Genomic DNA, 13,306 nt, shown 5'->3' with positions numbered 1-13,306 from the left:
GCGTGCCCCGGCGCCCCGGCGACACCACGCCCGGACACGGGCTGGAGATGTCCGTCGTACGCGGGGGGCGGCTGGAGCCGGGCGACCGCCGCTACGAGAGCTACTTCGAACGCCGTCTGGTGCTTACGGCACCGCTGGCCGCCGGGCACCGGCACGTCTACGAACTGCGGCTGCGGATACCCCCGGCGCAGCCCATGGCGCCGCACTTCGTGCATGTGCCGCTGACCCGCAGCGAGAACTTCCGGCTGGAGGTCCACTTCGACCCGGCGCGGCCGCCGAGGGCGGTGTGGCGACTGGCGGGGGTGCCGACCTCGGTGATCTACCAGCAGTCTCCGGGCACGCCCGGCTTGCGTCCGGACGAACGGTACGCGGTGGCAGTGGAGTTCACCTCGATGCGGGTCGGGTTCGGCTACGGCCTGAGCTGGCAGGACGCGCGCCCCGGGCCCGGCTCGCGACCGGGCGCCTGACTCCGGCCCGCCCGGTCGGGCGCGGCCGGGGTGTCAGCGCTCCGGCGGCCCGGTCGGTGCCGGCGGGTGCCCGTGGAGCGCGGCCCGGACGGGCTCGGCGTCTGGATGGTGGAGCTCGTCGAACAGGGTCAGAGCCTCCTCGCGGAGCCGACGGACGACCTGGTGGCGGCCCAGCGCCGCGTGGGCGTCGGCGAGATGGTCCAGGGCGTGGGCCTCCCGGTAGCGGTCACCGAGCTCCCGGTCGAGCGCCAGGGAGACCTCGTAGTGCCCGATGGCGGCGGCGTGCCTCCCCAGCCCCTGCTCGGCCCGGCCCATGCCGACCAGGATGCCCGCCTGGCCGTCCAGATGGCCGAGCCGGGTGTACAGCTCCAGCGCCCGGCGGCAGTGCTCCAGCGCCACGGTGTGCTCGCCGAGCCGTTCACGCTGCTGGGCGACCGCGGTGAGGCCGTCCGCCAGCGCCATCGGGTCACCGGAGCGCTCGGCCATCGACAGCGCCAGCCGGGCGTGCGGCAGGGCACGCCGCGGGTCGGCGCGGGAGGCGTACACCCGCACCAGCGACAGCCGCGCCTCCCGGATCCCCTCGTGGTCCCGCCGCTCCCGGCAGGCACGCAGGGCCTCGTGGAGCAGGTCGAGCGCTTCGGAGCTGCGGTGCAGCCGGGAGAGCGCGTCGGCCAGTCGGCGGGTCGCGGTGGTCCACGCGGCGCGGTCGCCGGCCCCGGCCGCGGCGGCGCGGGCCAGCGCGTGCACCGCGGCGCGCTGGGCGCGGCGCCCCGAGCGCCGCAGATAGACCGCGCAGGCCTGGGCGAGCCGCCAGGCGTACGGCTCCAGGCCGGGCGTGGCGGCCGCCCGGGCGATCAGCGACTGCACCGCGGACAGCTCCGACTCGAACCAGCGGGTCGCCTCGGTGTGGTCGCCGATCGCCGGCCGCCCCGCGGCGGGCGGCGGGGCGTCGGGGAGCGGGCGCCAGGGTTCCAGGTGGTGGTCGGCCAGCAGGGCGGTGTCGAGGTAGTGGCGCAGCAGCCGTTCGGTGCCGTCCCGGCGCTCCGGCGGCGGTGCGGAGTCGAGGAGTTCGCCCGCGTAGAGCCGCAGCAGGTCGTGCAGGACGTACCGGCCGGGCGTGTGCCGCCTGACCAGGTGGGCGGCGGCGAGCGCGTCGAGGAGGGCGGTGGGCGGGTCCGGGGTGCCGACGAGCGCGGCGCAGGCCGCCACGTCGGTCTCGGGCCCGGGGTGGCAGCCGAGCAGCCGGAAGAGCCGGGCGGCGGGCTCCGGCAGCAGCGCGTACGAGCCCCGGAACACCGTGCGCAGATCGACGTCCGCGTCCTGCGCGCTGAACAGGTCCAACGGCGCGCGGGTGCCGCGCAGTTCGGCGATCAGGGCGCCGATCGAGCCCTCGGGGGCGGTGGCCGTCCGGGCCGCGGCGACGCTGAGGGCGAGTGGCAGCCGGGCGCACAGGTCGACCAACTGGTCGGCCGCGCGCGGTTCCCGCGCCAGCCGCTCACCGCCCATCTGCCGTTCCAGCAGGGCGCGGGCGGCGTACCGGGGCAGCACGTCGAGGGCGATCCGCAGTGCCCCTTCCCGTACGACGAGTCCGTCTAGGCGGTTGCGGCTCGTGACGACGGCGACGGAGCCGGGCTCGCTGGGCAGCAGGGGCCGTACCTGTTCGGCGGAGCGGGCGTTGTCCAGCAGCAGGAGGACCCGCCGGCCGGCCAGCACGGTGCGCAGCAGGGCGGAGGCGACGGCTGGGTCGGCCGGAACGGCTGCCGGGGTCACCCCTAGGGCCTGGAGGAAGCCGTGCAGGGCCTCGGCCGGTTCCATCGTCGACTCGTGCCCGAATCCGCGCAGGTCCACGTGGAGTTGGCCGTCGGGGAAGCGGTCGCGGACGCGGTGCGCCCAGTGCAGGGCGAGGGCCGTCTTGCCGACGCCGCCGGTGCCCTCGACGACGGCGACGAGGGCGGGGGCCGGGTCGGGGGTTGGGTCGCCACCCGGGTCGGGCAGCAGTCCGTCCAGGCGGGCGAGTTCGGCGTCGCGGCCGACGAAACCCGGGTGGTTCAGAGGTAGTTGACGTGGCCTCGGAGCGGCCGCGGTCCGGGGTGCCGTCGTTCGTGACGCGGTGAGGCGCAGCCGCCGGAGGGCCTCGGCCTCGTCCCGCAGTGTGCCGAGCCGGCCGGCCTCGGGTCCGGTGACGCCCAGGGCACCGAGCAGGGCGTCGAACACGCCGGTTCCGGGGAGCGTGGTCCCGTTCAGGTAGGCGTAGAGGCTGCTGGCGGAGACGTTGAGGCGTTTGGCCAGCTCACCGCGGTCGAGCGTTCTGCCCAGCCGCTTCTCGGCCCGTACGACGGCACGGGTCAGTTCGGCGGCCAGCTGCCGGCCGAGGGCTCTGGCGTCCTCGGCGGGCGACGCGGGCACTTCGTCGAGCACCGTTCCTCCGCGGGCCGTTCAGGGTCCGCACTGCGCGGCTCCAGTCGTTTCCAGTGTGTTCCAGGACGGCGGGTGACGGGGGCGGTCCGCGTGTTCCGCTGCGGCTGACACCCCGGCGGAACACCGGTCGCCGGGACGGCCCGCGGGAGGACCACAGCCGTGCAGACCCACTGAGCCACCGCCGCGTACCCGGCCCCGGCGTCCGCAGGGGGACGCCGGGGCCGGATCGTATGCGGTCATGCCTGTTCCCCGGCACAGTCCAGCACGGTGGCGGCCGCCTTCGCCCAGGTCACCCGTGTGGCCATCTCGCTCCGCAGTTCGGCGGCCCGTCCGAAGGCCGCCTTCAGGTCCCACATGACGGCGCTGATGGCGGTCTGCCAGCGTCTGACGTCCGCCTCCTCGCCCCGGCCGTCCACGTCGACCACGGCCCGGTCCGCGACCTGCAGCCCCTGCTCGCGCAGCAGCATGCCCAGCCCGCTGCGGCCGCTCACCAGCACCGGTACGCCCGCCGCGATGGCCTCGAGACCGGCCAGGCCGAACGCCTCGGCCCGCGAGGGCATGAGGACCAGGCCGGCCCGTGCCACGTCGTTCTCGATCCGCCAGGGGTCGGCGGAGTAGGGGTAGAGGGTCACGTCGACCGCGGAGTTGGCGATCCACTCGGTCACCCGGTCCACCGACTTCTCGTAGTCGAGGCCGGGCACTCCGCGCAGCAGCAGTTCCCAGGTGCCGGGGGCCGCCCGGTCCGGTACCGCCTGTCCGAGCGCCCGGCAGGCGATGTCCAGGCCCTTGAGCAGGTCGTCCTGGAGCCTGCCCATCAGCAGGATCTGCGGGATGTCGTCCGGGTCGGGGGGCAGGACCGCCTCCCGGCCGTCGAACCCCGGGTCGATCCGCAGGGGCGGGGCGATGTCGCGGTACCGCGTGCCGCGCCGGTGGCGTCTGAGGGACGACGCGAGTCTCGGCCCGACCGGCATCGGACGCAGTGCGCCCCGGCACAGTTCGAGCTCCAGCTCCGTACGGTCCTGGGCACGGACGCCGGGACTTCCCTCGGCATGGGGTTTGCTGGCCTCGGCCCGGTCGGGTTCGACGTGCAGGAAGTGCAGGCGCGCGGCGCCCGGGAAATGGTCCTCGGCCTGCTGCCGGGCCGCGGGTCCGGTGACCCTGCCGTGCCCGAGGACGAGGTCGGGCTCGAACCCGTCGGCGAACACCGGCCGCCTCAGCAGCGCCGCGTGCCCACCCAGCCCCGGCCGGGCGGCGTCGATCAACCGAACGCCGTTGGCCAGCGCGTCATCCCGCTCTTCCGCGGTGGCGGCGACGACCTTGACGCGGACGTCCGCGCCGGCAGCGGCGAGCGCGACGCACAGGGCGCGGTTGAAGGTGGTCACACCGCCGTGGGCGGGGAACCACTCGTCGGCGACGGCCAGCACCCGCACGGGCCGTCGGCCGGAGGCCCGCGGGGCCCTCGCCTGCGGCGCCTCCACGGGCACAGCCTCCACCAGCGGCGCCTCGCCCACGGGACCCCCTGCCAGCTGATGGATCGTCAGTGCGTCATCCAGGTTGCCCAGAAACCAGGAGACGAACTGCCGGTCGGCCGCCAGCGGGGCCGCGTCGTCGAGCCGGATCCCCGTGGCCCGCCCGGAAGCCCCAAGAGCCTGCCGGGCGTTGTCCCAGCTGCCGCTCACCGAGTGCCGCAGGAGCCGCAGTTCGGTGGTGGGGTCGGTCAGCACCCGGTGTGACGCGCCGGAGTACGGCGGGCGGACGACCACGCGCGGCCCGGCACCCCCGGCGGCCCGGCCCTCGATGACGCGCCGGTGGACCGACCACTGATGACGGACGGCCGTCGTGTGCAGGAGATACCGGACGAACGGCGGCATCGCGGGAGTTCCGCCGTCGGACCACGCCCAGGCGCCGAGCCGGGGATCACCGCTGCGCCCGAGCATCCGCAGCAACCGCTCGGCCCGCGTCTCGTCCCCGCCCTCCGGCTCCAGCAGGTCCAGCGCACCCGGCGTGTCCGCGGGCAGCTCCCCCAACTCCAGCGTCACCGCGCCCAAATGAACCGGCCCGAGCTCACCGACGATCCCCTCCATCCGGCGACGCAGCACCGCCCAGCCACGATCCGGCCCGGCACCGAGCAGTATCGACAGATTGAGGATCTCGTAGTGCCGGCGCAGGATCGCCTGGTCGACCCGGTCCTGGGACTGCACAGCCGTCACCGGCACCGACCCGTGCGCGGCCGCGACCGGCAGAACGCGGGGCACCTGAACGGGTATCGCCCCGGGCAAGGGGGTCCCCGCCTCCTGCGACACCCGGAACCGCTCCCACATGGCACGCAACGAGCCCACACCGTCCTCGGCGCGCGGGTCGTCCAGCGGGACGAAGACATGAACGGCGACTTCCTGCTTCTCCACCACTGCCTCGACCACGTACCGGCACACCCCCGCCTCGACCCGGCGCAACCTGACATCACATGAGCAAGTCAGTGCAGTCTAGGGGCGATTCACCCGGTATCGACGTACCTGAGCCGGGCCTCTGCGACGGGACACGCACGCACCTCACCGGCCCGGGCCGCAACAGGCCACCACCCGTTCACCCGGCGAGGTCCGCCCCGCCCGGCCCGCTCACCGGCCATGCCCGTACCGGTGCCACGCGACCCGCTACGCCTTTGCCTGCTCGTGCGCCGCGGCCGCCCTCGGGGACATCGCGGCAGGGGCGGTGAACAGCGCACGGACGGCGGCGCGGACCTGATCGGCGACCACCTCGTGGGTGGAGGTGTCGAGCTTGCCGTCGAGGTGCAGGAACGCCAGGCCGTGAACCAGGGCCCACACCGTGGTGGACAGCGCATCCGGATCGGCACCAGGGAAGGCGGCGCGGACGACACCGCGGACGTATTCCGAGATGGCGGCGGTGGCGCCGACCCGTTCCTCACTGTTCGGATCGCAGGGCTCCGCGAACATCACCCGGAACAGCGCCGGGCGCTCCAGCGCGAAACGGACGTAGGCGACGGCGACCGCCGCAAGCTCATCAGGAGTGGTGGGCGAGGGATGCGCGCCGGCCAGATACTCGGCGAGTTCGCGGTAGCCCAGCGCGGAGACCAGCGCGTCGTGCATTCGCATCGCCACGGCGCCGCGAGACCCGCGCCAGCCCATTCAGCTGCAGCTGCAGCGCAGACCGTTCTGCACAAGCGAACCTCAGTCGACGCGCTCCACGAGCGAAAATAAGTCGAACTGACCACCTGGAATACAAAACAGCAGTCAGAGGCCCTTCTCGGCAGGCTCAAGAATAGCCACGCACTCCACGTGGTGCGTCATCGGGAACAGATCGAACGCCCGAAGCATCCGCACCCGGTACCCCCCGTCCCGGAAGTACCCGATGTCCCGGGCCAACGCCGCCGGATCGCACGCCACGTACGCGATCCTCCGCGCCCCCAGCGACGCCAGATGCTCCACCGTCCTGCGTCCAGCCCCCGCCCGCGGCGGGTCCAGGACGATGAGGTCGACCTCCGTGATGCCCGTGCGCGGCAGGACCGACTCGACCTTGCCCTGCTCGATCCGCACGCGGTCGAAGTCCGCGAGGTTGTGCCGCGCGTCCTCCACCGCCCGCTTGCCGGACTCGATGCCGAGGACGGCGCCCTTCTCCCCCAGCCGGTCGGCCAGCGCGCCCGCGAACAGGCCGACGCCGCAGTACAGGTCGAGCGCCATGTCGCCCTTGCGCGGCAGCAGGCCCTGCATCACCGCCGTCACCAGCGTGTCCGCCGCCTTCGGGTGGACCTGCCAGAAGCCGCCCGAGCCGACCCGGTACGTGTGGTCGTCCGCCCGCTCCCGGACGAAGGGCCGGCCGTGGACGCGGTGCACGCCGCCGTCCTTCTCCTCGACCCGCATCACCGACACCGGCCGGTCCAGCTCGACGATCGGCAGCCGTGCCCCCGGCCGTGGCGTCAGGATCACCTGCCGGTCCTGCGACCCCGTCGCGGCGATCGCCTCGACCGACGCCATCCCGGGCCACTCACGCTTCTCGATGCCCAGTTCGCTGACGCCCTCGGCCGCGATCATGCAGTGGTCGATCGGCTCCACCTCGTGCGAGCGGTGCCGACGCAGACCCGCGCGCCCGGCGGCGTCCACCGCGTACTGCACACGCGTTCGCCACTGCGGCACCTGACCCACCGGCAGCTTGTCGCCCTCGGCCGGCATCACCGTGCCGTCCCAGCCGACCTCCTCGGGCGTGAGCCCGGCGAGCCGCTGCAACTGCTCGGCGACGACCTCGCCCTTCAGCCGCCGCTGCGCCCCCGGCTTGGCGTGCTGCCAGTCGCAGCCGCCGCACCGGCCGGGGCCGGCGTAGGGGCAGGGCGCCTCGACGCGGTCCTTGGACGCCGCGAGCACCTCGACCGCGTCCGCCCGCAGGTAGCGCGCGCCCTCCTCGCCCTCGGTCACCCGGGCGACGACCCGCTCACCGGGCAGCGCGTGCCGGACGAACAGCACCTGGCCCGCCTCGGTGCGCGCGATGCAGTGCCCGCCGTGGGCGACGGGGCCGACCTCGACCTCGTACTCCTCCCCGACGAGCGACCCCACCAGCGGTTTCTTCGGTTCTGCCTGCATGGCGGGGGCACTCCAGATGCGAGAGGGGGTACGACCGGACAACAGCCCACCAGTCTACGTGCTCCCGGGGACGCGGAAACCGACACGATCCCGCACCGCGGCACCGCTGCGCGCCTATACCCCGGCACCGCGGCACCCTGGCGCCCCACCGCTCCGGCACCCAGCAGTCCGGCACCCCTGCGCCGCTGCACCCCCGGGCCCGGACCCCGAGGCGCCTGGGGCAGGACCAAGGCCAGGGGCCGGGGGCCAGGGGCCGGGGGCCAAGAGCTGGGGGACAGGGTCCAGGGGCCAAGGGCCGGGGCCAAGGGCCGGCCCGGCCCCCGGGCCTCGGCAGCCCCACCCCCGCTCACTCCTTGCCGCTGGGCTCCTTCGCCTGCTCCTGCGCCGGCCCCCGCCGCACCGCACCGGGAGCGTTCCAGTCCTGCCGTCTGCCGGCCCGCTTCTTCGCCACCTCCGACGACTCCAGCTGGTACGGCACCGACGTCACCATCACACCCGGCGTGAACAGCAGCCGGCCCTTCAGCCGCAGCGCGCTCTGGTTGTGCAGCAGGTGCTCGTACCAGTGCCCGACCACGTACTCCGGGATGATCACGGACACCACGTCCCGCGGCGACTCCCGCCGCAGGCTCTTCACGTACTCGATGACCGGCCGCGTGACCTCGCGGTACGGCGAGTCCAGCACCTTCAGCGGCACGGTGATCCCACGCCGCTCCCACTCGTCACGCAGTGCCTTGGTGTCGGCCGGGTCGACGTTGACGCTGAGCGCCTCAAGGGTGTCCGCGCGCAGCAGCTTGGCGTAGGCGAGGGCGCGCAGCGCCGGCCGGTGGATCTTGGAGATGAGCACGACCGAGTGGATCCGCGACGGCCGGACGCTGTCGTCGCTCGGGCCGTCCGGGGCGGCGAGTTCCTTGGCCACGTGGTCGTAGTGGCGGCGGATCGCGGTCATCGTCGCGTAGAAGATCACCATGCCGAGCAGCGCTACCCAGGCGCCGTGGGTGAACTTGGTGACCAGGACGACGACCAGGACCAGGCCGGTGAAGAAGGCGCCGAAGGTGTTGATCGCGCGGGAGCGGACCATGTGGCGGCGCTTGGCGAGGTCGGTCTCCGTGGCCAGGTGGCGGTTCCAGTGCCGGACCATGCCGATCTGGCTGAGCGTGAAGGAGACGAACACACCGACGATGTACAGCTGGATCAGTCGCGTGGAGTCGGCGCCGTAGACCCAGACCAGCAGCGCGGCGGCGCCGGCCAGCAGCACGATGCCGTTGGAGAAGGCGAGGCGGTCGCCGCGCGTGTGCAGCTGGCGCGGGAGGTAGCGGTCCTGGGCGAGGATCGAGCCGAGCACGGGGAAGCCGTTGTACGCCGTGTTCGCGGCCAGGAACAGCACCAGCGCGGTGGCCGCGGCCAGCACGATGAACAGGAAGCTGCCCTTGCCGAACACCGCCTCCGCGACCTGCGAGATGACCGGGTTCTGGACGTAGCCGGAGCCGACCGGGACGCCGTTGTCGAGGAGGTCGTGGGCCGGGTTCTCGGCCATCCGCACATTGGACGCCATGGCGAGGCCGATGATGCCGCAGAACATGGTGACGGCCAGCAGGCCCATCAGCGCCAGCGTGGTGGCCGCGTTCCGCGACTTTGGCTTGCGGAAGGCCGGGACGCCGTTGGAGATCGCCTCCACGCCGGTGAGCGCGGCGCAGCCGGAGGAGAAGGCCCGCAGCAGCAGGAAGACCAGCGCGAAGCCCGCGAGGCCCTGGTGCTCGGGCTTGATCTCGAAGTCGGCCGTCGGCGCCCGCATCGTGTCGCCCAGCACCAGGCCGCGGAAGGAACCCCAGGCGATCATGATGAAGACGCCCGTGACGAAGACGTACGTCGGGATCGCGAACAGCTTGCCCGACTCCTTGACGCCGCGCAGGTTCATCAGGGTCAGCAGCACGATCACGGCCGAGGCGCAGAACACCTTGTGCTCGACGACGAACGGGATCGCGGAGCCGAGGTTCTCGATCCCGGAGGAGATGGAGACGGCGACGGTCAGGACGTAGTCGACGAGCAGGGCGCTGGCGACGGTGAGACCGGCCTTGGGGCCCAGGTTGGTGGTCGCGACCTCGTAGTCACCGCCACCGCTCGGGTAGGCGTGGACGTTCTGCCGGTAGGAGGCCACGACCGTGAACATCAGCACGACGACCGCGGCGGCGATCCAGGGACTGAAGTGGTAGGCCGACAAACCCGCGATGGACAGGACCAGAAGCACCTCGCCTGGCGCGTAGGCCACGGAGGAGAGCGGGTCGGAAGCGAAGACGGGGAGTGCGACGCGCTTCGGCAGGAGCGTTTCTCCAAGCCGATCACTGCGCAGTGCGCGCCCGATCAGGATCCGTTTGGGCACGTCGGTCAGTTTGGACACAACAGAGGATCGTAAGCCTTCGAACAGGGGGCCGCCTACCGGCCTCCCCGCATCTGCCCCCCGAGTGAAATACCCGGCAGGTCAGGGCACGGATCCGGCCGACACGACCGCCCACATGTCTATATGACAAAACCCTTTCCGTACGACCGTTTCGAGCACGTTTTCGTACGGTCTTCCCGAATGCACCCTACGCCTCCCCCGCCACGCCTTCCCCTCTCCGCCTTCCACTCTCCGTCTTCCCCGCTCCCTTTCTCCTCTCACCTCTCCTCCCCCTCGCCCCCTCTCCCCCCTCTCCCCCCTCGACCCCGGAGGTCCCATGCCCGCGACCGCAGAGCTCATCGGCGCCCTCGCCTCGCTGGTGGTCCTCGGCATCCTCACCGTCCTCAGCGTCTGGAGCATCAGCCGGCGTTGATCAGCGCGAACCGTGCACAGGGGTCCCCGCCGCGGACCGCGCGTGTGTAGCTTGGTCGGCGGTCTGAGACCCTGTTTCAAGCCAAGTCAACATCCCTGACCTCGGAAGGACGGTCGTGCACATCGTCATCATGGGCTGCGGCAGAGTGGGTTCCGCTCTCGCCCAGACCCTGGAGCAACAGGGGCACACGGTCGCCGTGATCGACCAGGACCCCACCGCCTTCCGACGACTGGGCTCCTCTTTCGGTGGCCGCAGGGTCACCGGCGTCGGCTTCGACCAGGACACCCTGCGCGAGGCCGGCATCGAGGAGGCGGGCGCCTTCGCCGCGGTCTCCAGCGGCGACAACTCCAACATCATCGCCGCCCGAGTGGCCCGCGAGATGTTCGGTGTCGAGAACGTCGCCGCCCGTATCTACGACCCCCGCCGCGCCGAGGTCTACCAGCGCCTCGGCATCCCCACGGTCGCCACCGTCCGCTGGACGGCGGACCAGATGCTGCGCCGGCTGCTGCCGTCCGGTTCCGAGCCGCTGTGGCGCGACCCCACCGGCGGCGTCCAGCTCGCCGAGGTGCACGCCTCCAGCGCCTGGGTCGGCCACAAGATCAGCAGGCTTCAGGACGAGACGGGCGTCCGTGTTGCGTTCCTCACCCGGCTCGGCGAGGCCATACTGCCCACGTCGCAGACCGTGCTGCAGGAGGGTGACCTCGTGCACGTGATGATGCGCAGCGGCGACGTCGAGAAGGTCGAGGCGTCGTTCGCCGAGGGACCCGAGTTGGAGGGCGGTCACTGATGCGCGTCGCCATTGCCGGAGCCGGCGCGGTCGGCCGGTCGATCGCCGGTGAGCTGCTGGAGAACGGCCACGAGGTTTTGCTCGTCGACAAGGCGCCGACCGCCATCTCGGTCGAGCGCGTCCCGCAGGCCGAGTGGCTGCTCGCCGACGCCTGCGAGATCACGTCCCTGGACGAGGCGGCGCTCCAGCGCTGCAACGTCGTGATCGCCGCGACGGGCGACGACAAGGTGAACCTGGTCGTCTCCCTGCTGGCCAAGACGGAGTACGGCGTCCCGCGCGTCGTCGCCCGCGTCAACAACCCGAAGAACGAGTGGCTGTTCAACGAGTCCTGGGGCGTCGACGTCGCCGTCTCCACGCCTCGCCTCATGTCCGCCCTGGTCGAGGAGGCGGTCAGCGTCGGAGACCTGGTCCGCCTGCTGCGCTTCAGCCACGGTGACGCCAACCTCGTCGAGCTGACGCTGCCGGAGGAGTCGGCCCTGGCCGGCACCCAGGTCGGTGACGTGGAATGGCCCGAGGACACGTCCCTGGTCACGATCATCCGCGGCACCCGCGTCCTCACCCCGTCCCGGGAGGACTCCCTGGAGGCGGGCGACGAACTGCTTTTCGTGGCCGCGCAGGCCCGCGAGGAGCAACTGGAGGACCTGCTGTCGGTCCGCCGCGAGAACCCGGCGGACTAGCCAGCCACCCCCGACGACGCCGAGGGCGCCCTGCAACCCGCAGGGCGCCCTCGCTCGTCCAGAATCCCAGCTCGCCCCGGCAGGGCTCCACGACCCCGCCCCTACCGCCGGAGGCCTACTCGCTGGAGCGCGTCTGGGCTCCGCGTCGCTCTTCCTCCGCCTCGCGGCGCTTCTCCTCCGCCTCCATCTCGGCGAAGACGTCGATGGGCGGCGGCGCCTTGGCCAGGAAGACCCAGGTCAGCCATACCGCCAGCAGGAAGGGCGGGATCTTCAGCGCGACCAGCACCCAGCCGAGCTGCGTGGTGTCGGCCCACCAGTACAGCGGGAAGAGGATCGCGCACTTGGCCAGGAGGATCAGACCCCACGCCCAGCTGGCCTTGGCGTACGCCCTCTTGCGGCCCGGGTTCCGGGTGCGCCAGGAGAGGTTCTCCTTGAAGACCGGGCCGAGCATCAGCCCGATCAGCGGGACACCGGCCAGCGTCGTGATGATGTAGGCGAGGGCCAGGCCCAGCGTGTACAGCATGCCGGGCAGATAGAAGTCCTTGGCATTGCCGGTCATCATCGCGAACACGACACCGAAGGCCACGCCGAAGACACCGCTGAAGGCGTGCTTGACGGTGTCCCTCGTCGCCAGGCGGACCACCACGAGCAGCACGGACACACCGAGTGCGGCGAGCGCCGACAGGTGCAGGTCCTTGTTGATCGTGAAGATCGTCACGAAGAGGAGGCCCGGCAGCACCGTCTCGATCATGCCCCGCACGCCGCCGAAAGCCTCGAACAGCGCGGCCTCCGTCACTGCCCTGGCTTCGTGCTCCGTGTCTTCGGTGTGTTCAGTCGGCTTGTCGAGCGACGTCACCGGCTACTCCCGTCCGAGGGGTCTCAGTTCGTACTTGGGGTTGAACAGCACCCGGCGGCCCCGGCTCATCGAGATCCGGCCCGATGCGATCAGCTTGCGCCCCGGTTCTATTCCGACGATGGAGCGCCGTCCGAGCCACACCACATCCAGTGCGGCGGAGCCGTCGAACAGCTCGGCCTCCAGGGCCGGGACTCCCGCGCGCGGACGCAGCGTGACCGTGCGCAAGGTACCAGTAACGGTGACGATCTGCCGGTCGTGACAGTCGCCGATGCGCGTGCAGCCCGCGGTCTCGGTGTCCTCCCGCAGCTCCTCGGACTCCAGGTCCTCCTGCGAGGAGGAGAGCCGGTCGAGCATGCGCCGGAACCGGCCCACCGGCTTGTCGGAACGAGGAACAGCACTCATGTCTGAAGCCTACCGGGGTGACTGACAGCAACGTACCCCCAGTCACCTACCCCGGTCCCACCGCCCGAACCGACCGCACGGCCCCGACTCGCGCCCAAAGTCGCGCCTTGGCTCGCGCCCCGGCTCACTTCTCGAAGCGGTAGCCCATCCCGGGCTCGGTCATGAAGTGCTTGGGATGCGACGGATCGGCCTCCAGCTTCCGCCGCAGTTGGGCCATGTACACACGCAGATAGTTCGTCTCCGTCCCGTACGACGGCCCCCACACCTCCTGGAGCAGCTGCTTCTGGCTGACCAGCCGGCCGG

The 13,306-nt window shown here is 72.2% G+C and carries 10 protein-coding genes and 1 pseudogene; 3 read left to right on the top strand and 8 right to left on the bottom strand.

What is annotated here, in order from left to right:
- Positions 1-467 (top strand): hypothetical protein (locus AB0O67_RS32380; protein ID WP_365457951.1); only part of this gene is annotated, 467 nt, incomplete at its 5' end.
- A 33-nt stretch (positions 468-500) separates the two neighbouring features.
- On the opposite strand, the gene AB0O67_RS32375 is transcribed toward AB0O67_RS32380, so the two are convergent.
- The 5 genes and pseudogenes from AB0O67_RS32375 to AB0O67_RS32355 all read right to left on the bottom strand — a co-directional run bounded on the left by AB0O67_RS32375 (position 501) and on the right by AB0O67_RS32355 (position 9,869).
- Positions 501-2,885 (bottom strand): tetratricopeptide repeat protein, encoded by a 2,385-nt coding sequence (locus AB0O67_RS32375; protein ID WP_365457949.1) that lies wholly within the window; start codon positions 2,883-2,885, stop codon positions 501-503.
- A 236-nt stretch (positions 2,886-3,121) separates the two neighbouring features.
- Positions 3,122-5,305, bottom strand: a complete 2,184-nt coding sequence (locus tag AB0O67_RS32370) for a CATRA conflict system CASPASE/TPR repeat-associated protein (protein ID WP_365457946.1) — start codon at positions 5,303-5,305, stop codon at positions 3,122-3,124.
- A 231-nt stretch (positions 5,306-5,536) separates the two neighbouring features.
- Positions 5,537-5,983: pseudogene (locus tag AB0O67_RS32365) on the bottom strand (TetR-like C-terminal domain-containing protein); the annotation flags it as partial.
- A gap of 150 nt (positions 5,984-6,133) precedes the next feature.
- On the bottom strand, positions 6,134-7,474 hold the full coding sequence (locus tag AB0O67_RS32360; protein ID WP_365457943.1) for a TRAM domain-containing protein: 1,341 nt from the start codon (positions 7,472-7,474) through the stop codon (positions 6,134-6,136).
- Positions 7,475-7,820: 346 nt separating this feature from the next.
- Positions 7,821-9,869: an APC family permease gene (locus AB0O67_RS32355; protein ID WP_365457940.1), complete on the bottom strand. Its 2,049-nt coding sequence runs from the start codon at positions 9,867-9,869 to the stop codon at positions 7,821-7,823.
- A 527-nt stretch (positions 9,870-10,396) separates the two neighbouring features.
- On the opposite strand from AB0O67_RS32355, the gene AB0O67_RS32350 reads away from it, so the two are divergent.
- Both AB0O67_RS32350 and AB0O67_RS32345 read left to right on the top strand, forming a co-directional pair.
- Positions 10,397-11,068, top strand: a complete 672-nt coding sequence (locus AB0O67_RS32350) for a TrkA family potassium uptake protein (RefSeq protein ID WP_365457937.1) — start codon at positions 10,397-10,399, stop codon at positions 11,066-11,068.
- Entirely contained in the window at positions 11,068-11,745 is a 678-nt protein-coding gene (locus AB0O67_RS32345) for a TrkA family potassium uptake protein (RefSeq protein ID WP_365457934.1), read from the top strand. The genes AB0O67_RS32350 and AB0O67_RS32345 overlap by 1 nt, the downstream gene beginning before the upstream one ends.
- 115 nt (positions 11,746-11,860) lie before the next feature.
- Here the strand turns inward: AB0O67_RS32345 and AB0O67_RS32340 are convergent, their stop codons facing one another.
- The 3 genes from AB0O67_RS32340 to AB0O67_RS32330 all read right to left on the bottom strand — a co-directional run.
- Positions 11,861-12,601 carry a DUF3159 domain-containing protein gene (locus AB0O67_RS32340; protein ID WP_365457931.1) on the bottom strand — a complete coding sequence of 247 codons (741 nt, stop codon included), beginning with the start codon at positions 12,599-12,601 and terminating at the stop codon, positions 11,861-11,863.
- A 3-nt stretch (positions 12,602-12,604) separates the two neighbouring features.
- Entirely contained in the window at positions 12,605-13,003 is a 399-nt protein-coding gene (locus AB0O67_RS32335) for an OB-fold nucleic acid binding domain-containing protein (RefSeq protein WP_365457928.1), read from the bottom strand.
- A 124-nt stretch (positions 13,004-13,127) separates the two neighbouring features.
- Positions 13,128-13,306 (bottom strand): winged helix-turn-helix domain-containing protein (locus AB0O67_RS32330; RefSeq protein WP_365457954.1); only part of this gene is annotated, 179 nt, incomplete at its 5' end.

The organism is Streptomyces sp. NPDC086077, assembly GCF_040686175.1.
In the GTDB taxonomy this organism is placed as follows: domain Bacteria; phylum Actinomycetota; class Actinomycetes; order Streptomycetales; family Streptomycetaceae; genus Streptomyces.
This window is presented reverse-complemented; position numbering and strand designations above follow the sequence as displayed.

Coding starts and splice junctions, on each gene's coding strand:
- AB0O67_RS32360 (WP_365457943.1), bottom strand. CDS start 7,474: ATGCAGGCAGAACCGAAGAAACCGCTGGTGGGGTCGCTCGTCGGGGAG.
- AB0O67_RS32345 (WP_365457934.1), top strand. CDS start 11,068: ATGCGCGTCGCCATTGCCGGAGCCGGCGCGGTCGGCCGGTCGATCGCC.
- AB0O67_RS32335 (WP_365457928.1), bottom strand. CDS start 13,003: ATGAGTGCTGTTCCTCGTTCCGACAAGCCGGTGGGCCGGTTCCGGCGC.